General features: G+C 61.5%; 16 protein-coding genes and 1 pseudogene. 12 read left to right on the top strand and 5 right to left on the bottom strand.

Features of this window, described 5'->3' with window-relative positions; all coding sequences use genetic code 11:
* The first annotated feature begins 3 nt into the window (after window positions 1–3).
* The 4 genes from ileS (at window position 4) to ispH (ending at window position 4,789) form a co-directional block, all read left to right on the top strand.
* Window positions 4–2,835 (top strand): isoleucine--tRNA ligase, encoded by a 2,832-nt coding sequence (gene ileS, locus J3P82_RS22265; RefSeq protein ID WP_434558699.1) that lies wholly within the window; start codon window positions 4–6, stop codon window positions 2,833–2,835.
* Complete coding sequence (gene lspA, locus J3P82_RS22260; RefSeq protein WP_434558698.1) at window positions 2,828–3,340, top strand: signal peptidase II; 513 nt, start codon at window positions 2,828–2,830, stop codon at window positions 3,338–3,340. Before ileS ends, lspA begins: the two co-directional genes overlap by 8 nt.
* The gene (fkpB, locus tag J3P82_RS22255) at window positions 3,333–3,770 is read left to right on the top strand and encodes an FKBP-type peptidyl-prolyl cis-trans isomerase (protein ID WP_434558697.1); all 438 of its coding nucleotides are present in this window, start codon (window positions 3,333–3,335) and stop codon (window positions 3,768–3,770) included. Before lspA ends, fkpB begins: the two co-directional genes overlap by 8 nt.
* Window positions 3,771–3,841: 71 nt before the next feature.
* Entirely contained in the window at window positions 3,842–4,789 is a 948-nt protein-coding gene (gene ispH / locus J3P82_RS22250; protein WP_434558696.1) for a 4-hydroxy-3-methylbut-2-enyl diphosphate reductase, read from the top strand.
* Here the strand turns inward: ispH and J3P82_RS22245 are convergent.
* Complete coding sequence (locus J3P82_RS22245) at window positions 4,743–5,282, bottom strand: GspH/FimT family pseudopilin (protein WP_434558695.1); 540 nt, start codon at window positions 5,280–5,282, stop codon at window positions 4,743–4,745. The genes ispH and J3P82_RS22245 overlap by 47 nt on opposite strands.
* A gap of 129 nt (window positions 5,283–5,411) precedes the next feature.
* On the opposite strand from J3P82_RS22245, the gene J3P82_RS22240 reads away from it, so the two are divergent.
* The 8 genes and pseudogenes from J3P82_RS22240 to J3P82_RS22205 form a co-directional block, all read left to right on the top strand.
* Window positions 5,412–5,885, top strand: a complete 474-nt coding sequence (locus J3P82_RS22240; protein ID WP_434558694.1) for a GspH/FimT family pseudopilin — start codon at window positions 5,412–5,414, stop codon at window positions 5,883–5,885.
* A complete protein-coding gene (pilV, locus tag J3P82_RS22235; RefSeq protein WP_434558693.1) occupies window positions 5,882–6,343 on the top strand; it encodes a type IV pilus modification protein PilV in 462 nt (153 codons plus the stop codon). Before J3P82_RS22240 ends, pilV begins: the two co-directional genes overlap by 4 nt.
* Window positions 6,340–7,056, top strand: coding sequence for a PilW family protein (locus tag J3P82_RS22230; protein WP_434558692.1), 717 nt, complete (start codon window positions 6,340–6,342; stop codon window positions 7,054–7,056). The genes pilV and J3P82_RS22230 overlap by 4 nt, the downstream gene beginning before the upstream one ends.
* The gene (locus J3P82_RS22225) at window positions 7,053–7,547 is read left to right on the top strand and encodes a pilus assembly PilX family protein (protein ID WP_434558691.1); all 495 of its coding nucleotides are present in this window, start codon (window positions 7,053–7,055) and stop codon (window positions 7,545–7,547) included. Before J3P82_RS22230 ends, J3P82_RS22225 begins: the two co-directional genes overlap by 4 nt.
* Entirely contained in the window at window positions 7,534–10,641 is a 3,108-nt protein-coding gene (locus J3P82_RS22220) for a pilus assembly protein (RefSeq protein ID WP_434558690.1), read from the top strand. Before J3P82_RS22225 ends, J3P82_RS22220 begins: the two co-directional genes overlap by 14 nt.
* Window positions 10,642–10,651: 10 nt before the next feature.
* The gene (locus J3P82_RS22215; RefSeq protein WP_434558689.1) at window positions 10,652–11,056 is read left to right on the top strand and encodes a type IV pilin protein; all 405 of its coding nucleotides are present in this window, start codon (window positions 10,652–10,654) and stop codon (window positions 11,054–11,056) included.
* Window positions 11,057–11,112: 56 nt separating this feature from the next.
* A complete protein-coding gene (thiO, locus tag J3P82_RS22210) occupies window positions 11,113–12,213 on the top strand; it encodes a glycine oxidase ThiO (protein ID WP_434558688.1) in 1,101 nt (366 codons plus the stop codon).
* Window positions 12,214–13,435: 1,222 nt separating this feature from the next.
* Window positions 13,436–13,758: pseudogene (locus J3P82_RS22205) on the top strand (DUF6124 family protein); the annotation flags it as partial.
* A 187-nt stretch (window positions 13,759–13,945) separates the two neighbouring features.
* Here J3P82_RS22205 and J3P82_RS22200 read toward each other — a convergent pair.
* The 4 genes from J3P82_RS22200 to J3P82_RS22185 all read right to left on the bottom strand — a co-directional run bounded on the left by J3P82_RS22200 (window position 13,946) and on the right by J3P82_RS22185 (window position 18,240).
* A complete protein-coding gene (locus J3P82_RS22200) occupies window positions 13,946–15,292 on the bottom strand; it encodes a sigma-54-dependent transcriptional regulator (protein ID WP_434558687.1) in 1,347 nt (448 codons plus the stop codon).
* The gene (locus tag J3P82_RS22195; protein WP_434558686.1) at window positions 15,289–16,878 is read right to left on the bottom strand and encodes a two-component system sensor histidine kinase NtrB; all 1,590 of its coding nucleotides are present in this window, start codon (window positions 16,876–16,878) and stop codon (window positions 15,289–15,291) included. Before J3P82_RS22195 ends, J3P82_RS22200 begins: the two co-directional genes overlap by 4 nt.
* Window positions 16,868–17,101: a PP0621 family protein gene (locus J3P82_RS22190; protein ID WP_434558685.1), complete on the bottom strand. Its 234-nt coding sequence runs from the start codon at window positions 17,099–17,101 to the stop codon at window positions 16,868–16,870. The genes J3P82_RS22195 and J3P82_RS22190 overlap by 11 nt, the downstream gene beginning before the upstream one ends.
* Window positions 17,102–17,223: 122 nt before the next feature.
* Window positions 17,224–18,240, bottom strand: a complete 1,017-nt coding sequence (locus J3P82_RS22185; protein ID WP_434558684.1) for an outer membrane protein assembly factor BamD — start codon at window positions 18,238–18,240, stop codon at window positions 17,224–17,226.
* Between the last annotated feature and the right edge of the window lie 26 nt (window positions 18,241–18,266).

Raw genomic sequence — 18,266 nt, 5'->3', positions numbered from 1 at the left:
TAAATGACCGACTATAAAGCCACGCTAAACCTTCCGGACACCGCCTTCCCAATGAAGGCCGGCCTGCCTCAGCGCGAACCACAGATTCTGCAGCGTTGGGACAGCATTGGCCTGTACGGAAAGTTGCGCGAAATTGGCAAGGATCGTCCGAAGTTCGTCCTGCACGACGGCCCTCCGTACGCCAACGGCACCATCCACATCGGTCACGCGCTGAACAAGATTCTCAAGGACATGATCATCCGCTCCAAGACCCTGTCGGGTTTTGACGCGCCGTATGTGCCGGGCTGGGACTGCCACGGCCTGCCGATCGAACACAAGGTCGAAGTCACCCACGGCAAGAACCTGGGCGCCGACAAGACCCGCGAGCTGTGCCGTGCCTACGCCACCGAGCAGATCGAAGGGCAGAAGTCCGAATTCATCCGTCTCGGCGTGCTGGGCGACTTCGCCAACCCGTACAAGACCATGGACTTTGCGAACGAAGCCGGCGAAATTCGCGCCTTGGCGAAAATCGTCCAGGGCGGTTTCGTATTCAAGGGCCTCAAGCCGGTGAACTGGTGCTTCGATTGCGGTTCGGCCCTGGCCGAGGCGGAAGTCGAATACGAGAACAAGAAGTCCTCGACCATCGACGTCGCGTTCCCGATCGCCGATGAAGACAAGCTCGCCGCTGCTTTCGGCCTGGGCAAGCTTGCCAAGCCCGCCTTGATCGTGATCTGGACCACCACGCCGTGGACCATCCCGGCCAACCAGGCGCTGAACGTTCATCCCGAATTCAACTACGCCCTGGTCGATGTCGGCGACAAGCTGCTGGTATTGGCCGAGGAATTGGTCGAGTCCTGCCTGGCCCGCTACAACCTCGAGGGTTCGGTGATCGCCACCGCCCCGGGGTCGGCGCTGGAGCTGATCAATTTCCGTCATCCGTTCTATGACCGCCTGTCGCCGGTGTACCTGGCCGACTACGTGGAGCTGGGCGCAGGCACTGGCGTGGTTCACTCCGCGCCGGCCTATGGCGTCGACGACTTCGTGACCTGCAAGAAGTACGGCATGGTCAACGACGACATCCTCAACCCGGTGCAGAGCAATGGCGTGTATGTGCCATCGCTGGAGTTTTTTGGCGGCCAGTTCATCTGGAAAGCCAATCCGGCCATCGTCGACAAGTTGACCGAAGTCGGCGCGCTGCTGCACACCACCGTCATCGAACACAGCTACATGCACTGCTGGCGTCACAAGACCCCGCTGATCTACCGCGCCACCGCGCAGTGGTTCATCGGCATGGACAAGCAGCCCACCAGCGGCGACACCCTGCGCCAGCGTTCGCTCAAGGCCATTGAACAAACCCAGTTCGTGCCGGCCTGGGGCCAGGCGCGCCTGCATTCGATGATCGCCAACCGTCCGGACTGGTGCATCTCCCGCCAGCGCAACTGGGGCGTGCCGATCCCGTTCTTCCTGAACAAGGAAAGCGGCGAACTGCACCCGCGCACCGTCGAACTGATGGAAGACGTTGCCAAGCGCGTCGAAGTCGAAGGCATCGAAGCCTGGTTCAAGATGGACCCCACCGAGCTGTTGGGCGACGAAGCACCGCTGTACGACAAGATCAGCGACACCTTGGACGTCTGGTTCGACTCCGGCACCACTCACTGGCACGTGCTGCGCGGCTCGCACCCGATGGGCCACGAGACCGGCCCGCGCGCCGACCTGTACCTGGAAGGTTCGGACCAACATCGCGGCTGGTTCCACTCGTCCTTGCTCACCGGTTGCGCCATCGACAACCACGCGCCGTACCGCGAGCTGCTGACCCACGGCTTCACCGTCGACGAGTCCGGCCGCAAAATGTCCAAGTCCCTGGGCAACGTGATTGCGCCGCAGAAAGTCAACGACACCTTGGGCGCCGACATCATGCGCCTGTGGGTCGCTTCCACTGACTATTCCGGCGAGATGGCCGTTTCCGATCAGATCCTCCAGCGCAGTGCGGACGCCTATCGCCGGATCCGCAATACCGCGCGCTTCCTGCTCTCGAACCTGACCGGTTTCAACCCGGCCACCGACCTGCTGCCGGCTGAAGACATGCTGGCGCTGGACCGCTGGGCCGTTGACCGGACCCTGCTGCTGCAACGCGAATTGCAGGAGCACTACGGTGAATACCGTTTCTGGAACGTCTACTCCAAGATCCACAACTTCTGCGTGCAGGAGCTCGGTGGGTTCTATCTCGACATCATCAAGGACCGCCAGTACACCACCGGCGCCAACAGCAAGGCGCGTCGTTCGTGCCAGACTGCGCTGTTCCACATCAGCGAAGCGCTGGTGCGCTGGATCGCGCCGATCCTGGCGTTCACCGCCGACGAACTGTGGGAGTACCTGCCGGGCGAGCGCAACGAATCGGTGATGCTCAACACCTGGTACGAAGGCCTGACCGAACTGCCGCAAGGCTTTGAGCTGGACCGTGCCTACTGGGACCGCATCATGTCGGTCAAGGCGGCGGTCAACAAGGAAATGGAAATCCAGCGCGCGGCCAAGGCCGTCGGTGGCAACCTGCAAGCCGAAGTGACCTTGTATGCCGAAGAGGCGTTGAGTGCCGACCTGGCCAAGCTTGGCAACGAATTGCGCTTCGTGCTGATCACCTCAACCGCCAGCGTCGCCCCGTTGGTGCAAGCACCGGCCGACGCAGTGGTTACCGAAGTGAGTGGCCTGAAGCTCAAGGTGGTCAAGTCGAGCTTCGTCAAGTGCGCCCGTTGCTGGCACTGCCGCGAAGACGTCGGCGTGAACCCGGAGCATCCGGAAATCTGCGGCCGTTGCGTCGACAACATCAGCGGCACCGGCGAGGTTCGTCACTATGCCTAATGTGGCGGGCCGCTTCGGGCGGCTGGGCTGGCTCTGGTTGAGCGCGCTGGTACTGGTCATTGACCAGGCCAGCAAGCACTACTTCGAAGGCTCGCTCACGATGTACCAGCAGATCGTGGTCATTCCCAACTACTTCAGCTGGACGCTGGCCTACAACACCGGTGCGGCGTTCAGCTTCCTGGCCGACAGTTCGGGCTGGCAGCGTTGGCTGTTCGCGCTGATCGCCATCGTCGTCAGCGCCGTGCTGGTGGTCTGGCTCAAGCGCCTGGGGCGTGACGAGACCTGGCTGGCCGTGGCGTTGGCGTTGGTCCTGGGTGGCGCGCTGGGCAATCTCTATGACCGGATTGCCCTGGGCCACGTGATCGATTTCATCCTGGTGCATTGGCAGAACCGCTGGTATTTCCCGGCGTTCAACTTTGCCGACAGCGCCATCAGCGTGGGCGCTGTGATGCTCGCCCTGGACATGTTCAAGAGCAAGAAAACCGGAGAAGCCGTCCATGACTGAGCAGCGTATCGCTCAAAACACCGAAGTGAAGCTTCACTTCGCCCTGCACCTGGAAAACGGCGACACTGTCGATAGCACCTTCGGCAAGGCGCCGGCGGTGTTCAAAGTCGGCGATGGCAACCTGCTGCCGGGCTTCGAAGCGGCGATCTTCGGTTTCAAGGCCGGCGACAAGCGCACCGTGGTCGTTCCACCGGAAAACGCCTTTGGTCAGCCCAATCCGCAAAACGTGCAGACCATGCCACGCTCGCAGTTCCAGGACATGGAATTGTCCGAGGGCCTGCTGGTGATTTTTAATGACGCGGCCAACGCCGAGCTGCCGGGTGTGGTGAAAGCTTTTGACGATGCCCAGGTGACCGTCGATTTCAATCACCCGTTGGCGGGCAAGACCTTGAGCTTTGAAGTGGAGATTCTTGAGGTCAACGCGGTTTAACGTCTGTTCGGCAGTTCTGCTGCCACCCGGTTCACTGATTCAATTCTTGCGCGTAAGACACGAGGCACAGCATGCAAATCAAACTCGCCAACCCCCGTGGCTTCTGCGCCGGCGTGGACCGGGCGATCGAAATCGTCAACCGCGCCCTGGAAGTCTTCGGGCCGCCGATCTACGTGCGCCACGAAGTGGTGCACAACAAGTTCGTCGTCGAGGACCTGCGCAGCCGCGGGGCCATTTTCGTCGAGGAACTGGACCAGGTGCCGGACGACGTCATCGTGATCTTCAGCGCCCACGGGGTTTCCCAGGCGGTACGGACCGAAGCCACCGGCCGTGGCCTGAAAGTGTTCGATGCCACCTGTCCGCTGGTGACCAAAGTGCACATCGAAGTGGCGCGCTACAGCCGCGACGGTCGAGAGTGCATCCTGATCGGCCACGCGGGCCATCCGGAAGTCGAAGGCACCATGGGCCAGTACGACGCCAGTAACGGCGGCGCAATCTACCTGGTCGAGGACGAGGAGGATGTGGCGGCCTTGCAGGTGCGTAATCCGGAAAAGCTCGCTTTTGTCACCCAGACCACATTATCGATGGACGACACCAGCCGGGTCATCGACGCCCTGCGTACGCGTTTTCCGGCCATCGGCGGGCCGCGCAAGGACGATATCTGCTACGCGACCCAGAACCGCCAGGACGCGGTCAAGCAACTGGCCGACGAGTGCGATGTGGTCCTGGTGGTCGGCAGCCCGAACAGCTCCAACTCCAATCGCTTGCGCGAACTGGCCGAACGCATGGCCACCCCGGCGTACCTGATCGACGGTGCCGAGGACATGCAGCGCAGCTGGTTCGACGGTGTCGAGCGGATTGGCATTACCGCCGGTGCCTCCGCGCCGGAAGTACTGGTACGCGGCGTGATCCAGCAGTTGCAGGCGTGGGGGGCGACGGGGGCGGATGAGTTGTCCGGCCGCGAGGAAAACATCACGTTCTCGATGCCGAAGGAGTTGCGCGTCCGCTCGCTGCTTTGAGTCCTTTTTCGCACAGGGCCTCTTCGGCTTTGATACTTTCCAGGCGGACGCGGCCGGAGGGCGCCAGTATCACTTGATGGTGGCTGACCGGCCCGCGTTTGGCGCAGACATGCAGCGTGCCGGCCTGGAAAGAGTTATTGGCGTGTAATGCCGCCCCATGGCTACCGAACCTTACCCGGCGTTTCACCGTCTGGTTGCCGATCACGCGCGCGCTTGCGCTGCGTTCCTTCAGCAAGGTCTTCTCCTTGTTGTCCAGGGTGATCCGCCAGCCCTTGCCCCAATCATTGTCTATCCCATGTATCAATACTCGGCGGTTACGCATGATGGCTTCGCTGCGGGCACTGCGTAACCCGCTGAGCAGCAACTGCGCGGTGTCCTCGCGTTCGATGGATTCGATCAGCTCTTTGTAGCCTGTACCGGCCCACGGCAGAACAATTGCGGCGATTGCCAGTCCCATGAGCAGTTCGATCAGGCTGAAACCCTGTTGGCGCATGACGTCTCCTCCCTGGAGTACGAAAAACGACGCGATCCGTGCGCCGTCAAACCGAAACAACTGCACACACGGCGGTTGTTTGTTCTAGCGTGTAGAGGCAGGTATAGCCGACGGCAACGGAGGGCATCGATGGATCTTCGTACAAAAGGTTTCACGCTGATCGAGGTGTTGGTGGCCCTCGGCGTGCTGCTGATCCTGATCACCATGGCGGTGCCGGCATTCACTGGGGCGATGCAGGGCACCAAGGCCGATACTGAGGTCGGCGACCTGCGCCGGGCACTGAACTTTGCCCGGATGACGGCGATTGACCGTGGCATCACGGTACGGCTTTGCCCGACGGCGGGGGGCAGCGTCTGGAGCAGCGAACTGGCGGTATATGCCGGTGCTTGCATTGCGCCCAATGTATTGCGGGTTGTTCCAGCCATGGGCAGCGGAGCGACTCTGACGCTACCCTCAGAAGTGACCAGCATCGACTTCAACAACCTGGGCGGATTATCGGCACCGGCGACGCCGGTGAGCTTCACTTACGTAAGAGGGGCGCAGAGCAGGACGCTCAGTGTTTGCCTCAATGGACGAATCGTATTGGGTGGAAATTGCGGATGAAGGGTTGCAGTAAAAACGCACAGGAGGGCATGACACTTATCGAGGTGCTGGTGGCGGTGCTGATTCTCGGCGTGGGGCTGCTGGGTGCTGCGATGATCCAGCTCAATGCGCTCAAATACACCGACAGCTCGCGCATGACCAGCCAGGCCAGCTTCATCGCCTACGACATGCTCGACCGCATCCGCGCCAATTCCGCGGCCGACTACACCGTTACCCCGCCCAGTTCGCCCAACCTCAGCGTGACTCGGGACCAGGATCTGTACGACTTCAAGACCAACATCGTCGCCTTCGGCGGCGCCACGGCCACCGGCACCATTGCGTTGAACCAGCGGGTCTACACCATCACCATTGCCTGGGACGATGCCCGGGCCGCCAACACGACCAACGCGGAAGAAGCGCGACGCACCTTTGTGCTGACCAGCCGTGTCGCCGTCGATCCACTGACGACGACGCCATGAATAGATATAGCCGGGGCTTTGGCCTGATCGAACTGATGATCGCGCTGGTGATCAGCCTGATCGTCGTGCTGGGCGTGGTGCAGATATTCATCGCCGCCAAAAATACCTACGCCAGCCAGAGCGCCGCCGCAGTGATGCAGGAGGACGCGCGGTTTGCCATGAGCAAGATGGTCCAGGAAATTCGCATGGTCGGCATGTTCGGTTGCCTGGCGACCATTACGGATGCCTCGACGGATAACAATTTCGCGGCCAGCCAGATCACCCCGATCCGCTGGGACAATGCGAACCGGAGACTGACCCTGGTAACGGCGGACATCGGGAGCGGCGGTAACGCACCGACCTGGACCGTCGTCTCCGATTGCCGCACCTCGGCGACCGCCTACTCGAACGCGCGGGTGCCGGCTGCGGGACAGTTGGCCTTCCCGATCCGCCGATTGGTCTACAGCTTCAACAACAACCAATTGCTGCTGGGCAGCGGCACCGGCAATCCGCCGACCCTGTCGGTGCTGGTGGACCATGTGCGGGCGTTCGACGTGACGTTCGGCGTGGCCGCCAGCGCAACGGACATCGCGGCCACCAGCTACACCGGCAACCCGAGCGACCCGGCGCTGATCCGCAGCGTGCGCCTGACGCTGACGCTGTTCGATCCGAAGAACGCCGTGCGCGAGCAGACCTTCAACGTGGTTGCCGCCTTGCGCAACCGGCTGCTATGAGGAGGCGATCGATGACTTCGACAGGTCTCAAGCACCGCCAGGGCGGCATGGCATTGCTGGTGAGCCTGGTGTTCTTGCTGTTGCTGACGCTGATCGGCCTGTCGTCGATGCAGAGCGCCACCCTCCAGGAAAAAATGACCAGCAGCGTCATGCAGCGCAACCAGTCGTTCCAGATGGCCGAGGCTGCGCTGAGGGTCGGTGAAAGCGCGGTACAGGCCGAGAGCTACTCGCTGCCGGTGTGCAACACCACGGCCCAGTGCGCGCCGCCGGCCGAGTCGGCGACGGTGGCGGCGGCCGGGCGCAATTCATCATCAGGAGTGCTCTGGGTGGCCGCCGCCGGAGGGTTTTATGGTGTGCAGAACATTGGCACCACGTTGGCGGCGGTCAATGTACCCGTCAATACCTCGGCGACGCTGTATCGGATCACGGCGGTGGCGGTAGTGGGCAATAACCAGCGCAGCGTGGTGGAGAGCATCTATGCGAAGTACTAACTGGCTAGGGGGCTGGCGACAGGCGTTTTGCGGGGCGTTGCTGAGCCTGTACCTGGCGGCCCCGGTCTACGGCTTCACCCCTTCGGAGTCGCCGCTGTTGAGCGCGGCGGCGGTGACGCCCAACGTGATGCTGCTGATTGATGATTCTGGGAGTATGAACAACATTATCTGGGCGGCGGGGTTTGATCCGGCGGTCTCGCAGCCTACCGTTTATACGTGTGAATCCACCACCAGCTGCAACAGCATTGCTAGGCTGAATATGGAGGACGGCAATGTTCTATTGGCAAGTCTGTCCCGTGGCGGCTGTTCCAGGGCTGGCAACTGGTATGGCTTTTATCGAAGCGACCTAGGGGAGGTTTGCCTGAGGTTGCCCGACCCCGTGGGCAACGGGAATACGCGCTACACGGCCAAATACCTGTCTTATTTGCTGACTTTGTCCAACGGTTCAAGCCGCGACTTCACCACCGGCTCAATCCCCACCGATTACCGAATCAACGTGGCTCGCGATGTTTCGGCCGACCTGGTCGCCAATAACCGCGCCCTGCGCATCGGCCTCGCCACGTTCAACCCGCCCAACAGCGGCAACTCCGGTCCAGGCGGTTACATCGCTCGGGCCATCACTGACCTGTCACCGGTCAGCGGCAGCGTCACCCAGACCCAGGCCAACACCAACTACAGCGCCCTGATCAGCGCCATCAACGGCTTGGGCGCCGTCGCCAATACGCCGTTGGCCGAGAGCTACTACGAAGTCACCCGCTACTTCCGGGGCATGGCGCCGTACTACAACGGCACACCCAGCACCTACACCAGTCCGATCCAATACCGATGCCAGAAAAATTTTGGCGTGGTGATCACTGATGGTTTACCCACCTTTGACCGAACGTTTCCTACCGATGATCCGGCGGGGGAAAGCCGTTTGCCAAATTGGGATGGCATCAGCAGCAACGATGGCGCCGACCCCTTCGGCAATGCGGAGGGCGACACGCTTTACCTGGACGACATCGCCAAGTTCGCCTTCGACATCGACATGCGCACCACCGGAACCGATGTCACTGGGAAAAGCTGGGACGGCGCTGAGTTTCGTCGACAGTACCTCAATACCTACACCGTAGGTTTTGCCGTCACCAACCCGATGCTTTCCGACGCTGCCCGCTACGGTGCAGGCAGGTATTATCCGACGACCGACAGCGAAGGCCTGAACTCAGCCCTGTCGTCGGCCCTCAGCGACATCACCTCCAAGGCCGGCTCCGGGGGCGGCGGCACCAGCAATGGCGCCACGCTGTCCAGCACCTCCAGTTATTACCAGACGACGTACGATCCCAAGGACTGGCGCGGCACCATCAAAGCGTTCGGTTTCACCTCGACCGGAACGGTCAATACGGCGGCGCTGCAATGGACTACCGATACCGCCATCGTGCCCGGCGCCACTGCGCCGACCTACCAGTCGTGGAACACCGCAACCAACGTGCCGGTGACCCTGGCCTTTGGCAACTTTTCACCGGCCCAGCAAACCAGCCTGAGCCAGGGCTTGCCCACAGGGATTACTGGCATCGATCTGGTGCAGTGGAGCAAGGGCGTCAACAAGACCGGGCTGAAGGTGCGCAGCGTCTTGCTCGGGGACATCATCAACTCGCCGCTGGCCCTGGCTTCGCCCAACGACCAGACTGCCTCGGACCTGTTGAACGACACCAGCTACAGCACGTACCTGACCACCAAGGCGGCGAACATGAGCAGCAGCCTGGTGGTGAATGGCAATGACGGTTTTTTCAGCGTCATCAACAGCACGAATGGCACCCGGCGCTACGCCTATATGCCGTCGAGCGTGCTGCCCTCGTTGCAGCTCATCGCCGATCCCAGCTACATCAATGGCGTGAGCCACAAGTTCTTGGTGGACGGGCAGGTCGGCGTATTTGATGCGCAAATGGGTAGCGCCTGGAAAACCCTCGCCTTGGGCGGTACCGGGGCGGGCGGGCGGGCGTTTTATGCGGTGCAATTGTTCGACGCATCGGCCGGTAACGCGATCCGCGCGCTGTGGGAAATCAGCGCGCCGACGGTTGCCAACACGGCCAATGCCTTGAACGACCTGGGCTACGCCTACGCGCGCCCCGAAGTCGCGCGTTTGTCGGATGGTCGCTGGGCGGCGTTCATTTCCAATGGCTACGGCAGCAACACCGGCGTGGCGGCGTTGTACGTGGTGGACATTCGCGACGGCTCGCTGATTCGCAAGATTGTCATCAACAGCAGCGAGACCGATAACGGCCTCTCGTCGGTCAAGCTGCGGGTCAACTCGCAGAACGTGGTGCAAGCGGCCTATGGCGGAGACTTGAAAGGACGGATGTGGAAATTCGACCTCAGCGGCGCGTCTCCCAACACCTGGGGCCTGGCGTTTGCCGGCCAGCCGTTGTTCACCGCCCCAGGCGGAGCGACCCAGCCGATCACCGCCCAGCCCCTGCTGGCGGAAAATCCTCAAGGCGGCATCCAGGTATTTTTCGGCACGGGCAAGTTCAACGAATCGGTGGACAAGCTCAACAAGGACCTGCAGGGGTTCTATTCAATCTGGGATGCCACCGGTGGCGCCGGACAAATCACCGTGTCGAGCTTGCAGGCGCAATCGATCACCGGCATTTTTTCAGGCGCCACGGGTCAGTTCGTGACCACCAGCCAGAACGACGTGGCTTATCCCGCGCAGAAGGGCTGGTATTTGCCACTGATCTACAATAACGCACTGACCGGCGAGAGGGTGATCAATCCAGCCAGCCTGGTGCTCGGGCGCGTTGTCTTCACCACCGCCGCCGTGGACACCACCGACCCTTGCGCCAGCTTCGGTACGGGCAAACTCATCGAAGTGGATGCTTTCAACGGTAAGATGCTCAACTATGCGGTACTCGATACCAACAACGATGGCGCGCTCAACAGTCTCGACACGATCTCCGCCGGCGTGGTGTTCACGGGCGGTATCCCGACCCTGAGCGCCGTCGTCAATGCCAACGGGGCCACTAACATGATCGTGAATGATTCCGGTGGCGGTATCACCGACCTGTTGGGCAAATCCGTGGGCGGCAGTCGCCGTATCATGTGGCGGCAAATACAGTGAGAGGTAAGACATGCGCAGATCCAACCGGGGTTTCACCTTGATCGAAATCCTGATCGTGATCGCGATCGTCGGTATCGTGATCACCATCGGCTATCCGAGCCTGAGCGAATACATGAAGAAAGGCCGGCGTACCGAAATCGCGGGGCTCTTGTCGGAGCAGGCGCAGATCCTTGAGCGGCACTACTCGAAGAACAACGTCTATACCAACGCGACCGGCCTGAGCGGCGGCAACGACTTCTACACCATTACCGCGACGACGCTGACGGAACAGACCTATACCCTGACCGCCATGCGCAGGAGCGGTTCGTCCATGGCGACCGACAAGTGCGGTGATTTCACGATCGACAACACGGGCAAGCGGGGCAATGTCAACTCCGCTGCCGGCGTGACCGCCAAGGACTGCTGGGGCCGCTGAGTTTTATTTTCCGGGCGCATTCTTGCGCCCCCTGTCTTTGTGAGTCGAAACAGAACATGACCAGGCAACAACAAGTGGTGGTTGTCGGCGGCGGCGTCATTGGCCTGCTGACTGCGTTCAATCTCGCCTCCGAAGGGCTGCGTGTGGTGCTGCTGGACCGTTCCGGTGTTGGTCAGGAGTCGTCCTGGGCCGGTGGTGGTATCGTTTCGCCCCTTTACCCGTGGCGCTATACCCCGGCAGTTACCGCGCTGGCCCATTGGTCGCAGGATTTTTATCCACAGCTGGGCGAGCGCTTGTTCGCGGCGACCGGAATCGATCCGCAAGTGCACGTCACCGGCTTGTATTGGCTGGACCTGGACGATCAAGACGAAGCACTGGCCTGGGCCGAGCGGGAAGGGCGTCCGCTGCGGGCGGTGGATATCAGCGCGGTGCATGACGCTGTACCGGTGCTCGGTTCGGGGTTTTCCCGGGCCATCTACATGGCCGATGTGGCTAACGTGCGCAACCCTCGGCTGGTCAAGTCCCTCAAAGCTGCCTTGCTGGCGATGCCAAACGTCACGCTTCACGAGCATTGCGAAGTCAGCGGTTTTATCCGTGACGGTGGGCGTGTCGTCGGCGTTGAGAGTTCATCGGGGGAGGTCCGCGGTGATCAAGTGGTACTGTCCGCCGGCGCCTGGAGTGGCGAGTTGCTTGGGACATTGGGACTGAAGCTGCCGGTTGAGCCGGTGAAGGGCCAGATGATTCTGTACAAGTGCGCTGAGGATTTTCTGTCGAGCATGGTCCTCGCCAGGGGCCGTTACGCGATTCCCCGTCGTGACGGGCACATTCTGATTGGCAGTACGCTGGAGCGTGAAGGCTTCGACAAAACGCCGACCGATGCGGCGCTGGAGAGTCTCAAGGCTTCGGCGGTGGCGCTGGTTCCGGCGTTGGCCGATGCCGAGGTGGTGGGGCATTGGGCCGGGTTGCGGCCGGGGTCGCCGGAAGGTATTCCCTTTATCGGCGAGATGCCTGGGTTCGAGGGTTTGTGGTTGAACTGCGGGCATTATCGCAATGGGCTGGTGCTGGCGCCGGCTTCGTGTCGGTTGTTTGTGGATCTGATGTTGGGGCGTGAGGCGGTGATTGATCCGCGACCTTATGCGCCTGCTGGGCGGTTGTAAGGTTTTACCGGGGACATATCCGTTGTCGCGGTAACGGCTGCTTATGGTTCAGCTTTTTTACAGCTTTTTACAGCGTAATATCCGTTGTCGCGGTAACGGCCTCCTAAGGTTTCGCCCTTACGGCGAGTCACTTTCGAAGGGCGCGAAAGTAACCAAAGCGCCTTTGCCCCACCACTCGGTGCCTCGCCTAGGCTCGGCATGCCCGCACTCCGGCATTGTTCCGTGGGCCCGCCGCGAAGGGCCATCCATGGCCCAGCGCGGCTATCCCGGCATCCATGCCGGGATACCCACTCCACAATGCCTGCGTGCGGCCATCGTGGTTAACGGGGCGCCTGAGATCAACGTCCGTCGCGAGGCGGCCTGATAGCCGACCTGGTTTTGGGTGGGATTGCGTTTTTCCTGTGCGAGCCTGCTCGCTGCGGCACTCAAGAAAAACGATACCCCCGTGGCGAGGGAGCTTGCTCCCGCTGGGCTGCGCAGCAGACCCAGAACCATTCAGCAAGGTGTATCTGGATAATCGCAGGGTGGTTTTTTACGACTGCTTCGCAGCCGAGCGGGAGCAAGCTCCCTCGCCACGGGTTTTCGTTTGTTTAGGGGAAGCGGCATTTCCTATGGGAGTGAAGCCCACGGTACTTTCGTCCCCCAAGCCTGCTGACCCACCGTCATCGCAAGCAAGCCCGTAATCACAGGAGAAACGCGATCCCTGCCAAAACTAGGTCGGCTATCAGGCCGCCTCGCGATGGATGTTGATCTCGGCGCCCCGTTAACCACGCTGGCCGAACGCAGGCATTGCGCAGTGGGCATCCCGGCATGGATGCCGGGATAGCCGCGCTGGACCATGGATGGTCCTTCGCGGCGGGCCCACGGAGAAATGCCGGAGTGAGGGCACACCGAGCCTAGGCGAGGTGCCAAGTGGTGGGGCAAAGGCGCTTTGGTTACTTTCGCGCCTTTCGAAAGTGACTCGCCGTCAGGGCGAAACCCTAAGTGGCCGTTGCCGCAGAAACGGATATACACCCCGCCCTAACAGCCAACCAGGCTTTGTGGGAATGGTCGGACAAGATCCTGATCCGAGCCGAACTTTCCGACGAGCCCTGGCGGTTGCCGGGTGGGAAGAGCTCCGGCTAACCTTTTCCCATCGCTGCCAATTCAGCGTCCGGGCGTCGCGGCCCGCGAACTTGGTAATCCATTTTTTCCTTTGGAGTACCGCAATGAGTGAAAACCTCCATCACCTTCAGAGCCTAACCCGAACGGGCTCGATGAAGCCGCCAAACGCACGATCGACTATTACCTCCACCCAAAACCTGAAACCAAAAAGAAACCAGCCCCGTACCAGCTGTTCACCGTCGTGGACGGCATCGACGTCGAATGCCTGCTGACCAACCTCAGCGAAACCCTGGCCTCAGCCAACGCAACCATCAGCGACCTGGCCTTCGACCTGGAAGGCTCACGACGGCATGTCGCCTTGGGGTACAGCAGCTGATTGAACTGTGTGCATTACTGGCCAATCGAGTGCTGGACGAACGGGTGCCGGTGGCGGAAGGCTAGAAGAGCTGCGAAAGCGAACGCCGAACCTGTGGCGAGGGAGCTTGCTCCCGCTGGGTTGCGAAGCGGCCCCCAACCTGAGACCTCGGTGCATCAGGTTGATCGAGTCGCTGCTTTTGGGGCTGCTGCGCAGCCCAGCGGGAGCAAGCTCCCTCGCCACAGGGGAATACATGGGCTTCGAAACCGTGGCTCAATCCAATCCCAGCTTCTTCAACCGATACCGCATCGACCGAAACGACAACTTCAATCGCTGCGCCGCCGCCGTACGGTTCCAACGGGTTTCTTCCAGTGCCTGGAGAATCACCTTGCGCTCGACCTCTTCGAGATAGCCGTCCAGATTGTCGACCTGCATCAAATCGGGACTGCCCGAGTCGCCAGCGCTACCGCCCTCGGCCAGCCGCAGATCTTCGGCCTCGATCTGTTGGTGTTCGCAGAGGGTATAGGCCCGTTCGAGCATGTTTTCCAGCTCCCGCACGTTGCCTGGGAAGCGGTAATTGCGCAAGGCGTCCAGCGCGCGTGGGTGCAGCTTGGCCGCAGGGCTGCCGGTGCTGGCGGCCAGGCGCTGGAGCACGTGGTTGGCCAGCGGCTCGATGTCTTCGCGGCGTTCACGTAATGGCGGGACACGGAGTTCGATGACGTTCAGCCGGTAATACAGGTCCTGGCGAAAACGCCCGGCGGCGACTTCCGCGTCCAGGTCTTTATGGGTGGCGCACAGGATACGCACATCCACCACCTCTTCCTGCTGGCCTCCCACGGCGCGCACGGCTTTTTCCTGGATGGCTCGCAACAGCTTGACCTGCATCGCCAATGGCAAGTCGGCCACTTCGTCGAGAAACAGAGTCCCGCCATGAGCAGCCTGGAACAATCCGGGCTTGTCCTCGATGGCGCCGCTGAAGCTGCCTTTTCTATGACCGAAAAACTCGCTTTCCATCAGCTCTGTCGGAATCGCCCCACAGTTGACGGGCACAAAGCGCTGGCTGGCTCGCGAGCCCTGCTCGTGGATCAAGCGGGCGACCAGTTCCTTGCCGCATCCCGATTCACCGCTGACGTACACCGGCGCCTGGCTGCGGGCGAGTTTTTCGATCTGTTTGCGCACGTTGCGCATGGGCGGGGAGTCGCCCAGCAGGCAGCGCTCGACGGTCGCTCCCGGTGAAGCGACGGGCGGCATGCGCAAGGCGCTACCGACCAACTCCCGCAGGCGGGCCAGGTTGACGGGCTTGGTCAGGAAGTCGAAGGCACCAGCCTTGAGGGCGTCGATGGCGACTTCCAGGCTGCCATAGGCGGTGATCATCGCCACGGGCAGTTGGGGATGACGTTGCTGGATGTGTTGCACCAGTTCCAGCCCGGTGCCGTCGGGTAGGCGCATGTCGGTCAGGCACAGGTCGAAGGCTTCGCCCGCCAGCAGCGACTTAGCCTCGGCAAGGTTCTTGGCGCTGCGGGTGTCGAGTTTCATCCGTCCCAGGGTTATTTCCAGGAGTTCGCGGATGTCCGGCTCGTCGTCGACGATCAGGATTCGTTGCCGTGAGCGTGTATTCAAATCTGTTTCCGTCCGTGAGCAAAAGTGATGCGAAAGCAGCCGCCGCCTTGGCGTGGTTTGAAGTCTAGGCGGGCCTGGTTGCTTTCGCACAGCTCACGGGACAGATAAAGCCCAAGGCCGGTGCCCTGGCTGCTGGTGGTGAAGAAAGGCTCGAACAAGTGCGCCTGCTGATCGGGTGTTACACCGGGGCCGTTGTCGATGATGTCCAGCATGGCGAGCTGGCTGTGCGGCTCGATGAACAGTTTCAGCCAGGCCTCGGCCTGCCCATGAACCATGGCGCTGTGGCGCCAGGCATTGCGCAGCAGGTTGTCGAGCACTTGGGTGAGCTGATCGGGGTCCATCAGCGTGACGTAGTCGCCTGGGTCGATGCTCAGGTGCAGACGCCGGTGTTCGGTTACGCTTTCGCGGGCCTGTTGGACGAACTGTTCCAGCCATATGCGCAAATCCAGGCGTTGGGGCGCGGTTTGCTGGCGGCGAGACAGTTGCAGGACATTTTCAATGACGCGATTCATTCGTTGGGAGTGATCTTGAATAATCTGCGTCAGACGCCGGTCCGCGTCGTTCAGTTCCTCGGATTCGCGCAGCAATTGCGCGGCGTGGCTGATCGCCCCCAAGGGGTTACGGATTTCATGGGCGATACCGGCGGTAAGGCGCCCGAGGGAGGCGAGCTTGAGTTGCTGGGCGTGCTGGGCCACCTGGGCCAGGTCTTCGAGAAAAACCAGGATCTGCTGCTGGTCCTGCGGCCCCAGGACGATGAAGCTGGGTTGCAGTGTCAGGCCCGTACCGCTGATGGTCAGGCTTTGCGGCCGCAGGCTGGGATTGTTCAGCCATCCTTGCAGCCGTTCGACCAGGGCGTAGGAATAGTCGTCGATCCGCTGGCCGATCAAGTCGTGCATGCCCAGCAGGTTCAGGGCGCTTTCGTTGGCCAGTTGCACCTTGTGCTGGCGATCCAGCACGAGGATGCCGGTGCGCATGCGTTGCAGGATCAGCGCGTTGAGCGCTTCGAGGCTGAGTACTTCGCTGGCTCGTTGCTCGGCCAGGCTTTCGCTGACTTCCAGGCGCCGGGTCAGGCCTTGCACCAGCAACGCGGCGGCAAAGCACAAGGCACCCAGGGTGCCGGCCTGCAAATAACTGCTGGGGCGGCTCGAATCGCTGAGGCCGAGGAACAAGCTTGAACCGACGATACCAATCGTGGCGACGGCTGCGAGCAACAGGCCGATCCGCCCGCGCAACAAGGTATTGCCAATCGCCACCGAGACAATGATCAGGTTGCCGATGGCGCTGGGAGCACCGCCTGCAACAAAGAACAGCCACGACAGCAGCAGGACGTCAGTCAGTGCCAGGCCGAACAGCCGGGCGGGGCGTCGGGTGTTCTCAAGAAACACCACCAGCAGGATATTCAGCACCAGATACAACCAACTGCCACTGCGCAGCAGGTCGTCGTTTGCAAACTCCAACAAGCGGTTGTCCATGTTGCTGGAGATCAATAGCACCAGGGTGATGCCGATGCTCAGACGGTACAGGTGATAAAGACGCAGCAGGCGCTGCGCCTGTTTGACGTGAGGGCGTGAAGCCTCAGCGATCACGAGTGCCCGGGCCTTGCTCAAGGTGAGCCTGGCTGCAATACCACTGTTGCTGGAGCGTCAGCGCCCGGTCCCGCGGCAGATGAACGCCGCAATGAGCACAACGAACCATGGGCGGTGCGTCCTGTTCCCGGGGCGAGTTCGGTGCGGATGTGGGCCCCTTGAACTTGCGCCACAACCATATCGCGGCGGCAATCAGGACAATCCAGAACAGTAAACGAAGCATGATGGGCGGCTTTTCGGCTAGAGATCAGGCAGTTTAGCCAAGGACTGGAACGGCGCACAGCGCAATAAAATCCAGGCACAAAAAAGGAGACTCGCAGGTCTCCTTTTTCGTCAGGCCTGGTCTCAGTCAAACATGCCGAAGGTCATGTAGCTGAACCAGGAGCGGGCGCTGGATTCGCTCTCAGGCTCTTCTTCTTCGATCACGTCGCCATTTTCGTCCTTGGGCTTGAGCTCGTTCGGAATGGCTTCCTTGGCATCCTGGAACTGGCGCTGAACGTCCTGGTTGGCGCGGGTTTCGCCCGGCGGCAGCGGAGGACGGGATTCGATCAGGCCCAGGGTAGCCTTGCTCAGCCACGAACGGTTGTCGGCTTCGTCGACGCGCGGGGTGAACTGGCCGTCGGCCAGGGAAGGGTGGTCCGGGTAGTTCAGCTTCAGGGTTTCCAGGCTGGTGGCTGCGAGGTCATCCAGGTGCAGGCGCTGGTAGGCCTCGGTCATGACAGCCAGGCCGTCACCCACCGATGGGGTTTCCTGGAAGTTTTCCACTACGTAGCGGCCGCGGTTGGCGGCGGCGACGTAGGCCTGGCGGGTCAGGTAGTAGTCCGCCACGTGAATCTCGTAGGCAGCCAGCAGGTTGCGCAGGTAGATCATGCGCTGCTTGGCATCTGGCGAATAACGGCTGTTGGGGAAGCGGCTGGTCAGCTGGGCGAACTCGTTGTAGGAGTCGCGCGCGGCGCCCGGGTCACGCTTGGTCATGTCCAGCGGCAGGAAGCGCGCCAGCAGGCCGACGTCCTGGTCGAAGGAGGTCAGGCCCTTGAGGTAGTAAGCGTAATCGACGTTGGGGTGCTGCGGGTGCAGACGAATGAAGCGCTCGGCGGCGGACTTCGCGGCTTCCGGCTCGGCGTTCTTGTAGTTGGCGTAGATCAACTCCAGCTGGGCCTGGTCGGCGTAGCGACCGAACGGATACCGCGACTCCAGCGCCTTCAGCTTGGCGGTGGCGCTGGTATAGCTGTTGTTATCCAGGTCGTTCTGCGCCTGTTGGTACAGTTCGACTTCGCTCAGGTTTTCGTCTACGACTTCCTTCGACGAGCAAGCAGCAGTCAATGCGAGGATGGCGATCAGCAGCAGGTGTTTCACTTGCATGGCGGCTTGCGTCCCTATGACGGCCG

The sequence above is a fragment of the Pseudomonas sp. Z4-20 genome, from assembly GCF_051131955.1.
GTDB lineage: Bacteria > Pseudomonadota > Gammaproteobacteria > Pseudomonadales > Pseudomonadaceae > Aquipseudomonas > Aquipseudomonas marvdashtae.
Note: the sequence above shows the minus strand (reverse complement) of the source record. Positions and strands in the feature narration are given on the sequence as shown.

Coding starts and splice junctions, on each gene's coding strand:
- ispH (WP_434558696.1), top strand. CDS start 3,842: ATGCAAATCAAACTCGCCAACCCCCGTGGCTTCTGCGCCGGCGTGGAC.
- lspA (WP_434558698.1), top strand. CDS start 2,828: ATGCCTAATGTGGCGGGCCGCTTCGGGCGGCTGGGCTGGCTCTGGTTG.
- J3P82_RS22220 (WP_434558690.1), top strand. CDS start 7,534: ATGCGAAGTACTAACTGGCTAGGGGGCTGGCGACAGGCGTTTTGCGGG.
- fkpB (WP_434558697.1), top strand. CDS start 3,333: ATGACTGAGCAGCGTATCGCTCAAAACACCGAAGTGAAGCTTCACTTC.
- J3P82_RS22185 (WP_434558684.1), bottom strand. CDS start 18,240: ATGCAAGTGAAACACCTGCTGCTGATCGCCATCCTCGCATTGACTGCT.
- pilV (WP_434558693.1), top strand. CDS start 5,882: ATGAAGGGTTGCAGTAAAAACGCACAGGAGGGCATGACACTTATCGAG.
- ileS (WP_434558699.1), top strand. CDS start 4: ATGACCGACTATAAAGCCACGCTAAACCTTCCGGACACCGCCTTCCCA.
- J3P82_RS22230 (WP_434558692.1), top strand. CDS start 6,340: ATGAATAGATATAGCCGGGGCTTTGGCCTGATCGAACTGATGATCGCG.
- J3P82_RS22240 (WP_434558694.1), top strand. CDS start 5,412: ATGGATCTTCGTACAAAAGGTTTCACGCTGATCGAGGTGTTGGTGGCC.
- thiO (WP_434558688.1), top strand. CDS start 11,113: ATGACCAGGCAACAACAAGTGGTGGTTGTCGGCGGCGGCGTCATTGGC.
- J3P82_RS22215 (WP_434558689.1), top strand. CDS start 10,652: ATGCGCAGATCCAACCGGGGTTTCACCTTGATCGAAATCCTGATCGTG.
- J3P82_RS22245 (WP_434558695.1), bottom strand. CDS start 5,282: ATGCGCCAACAGGGTTTCAGCCTGATCGAACTGCTCATGGGACTGGCA.
- J3P82_RS22190 (WP_434558685.1), bottom strand. CDS start 17,101: ATGCTTCGTTTACTGTTCTGGATTGTCCTGATTGCCGCCGCGATATGG.
- J3P82_RS22225 (WP_434558691.1), top strand. CDS start 7,053: ATGAGGAGGCGATCGATGACTTCGACAGGTCTCAAGCACCGCCAGGGC.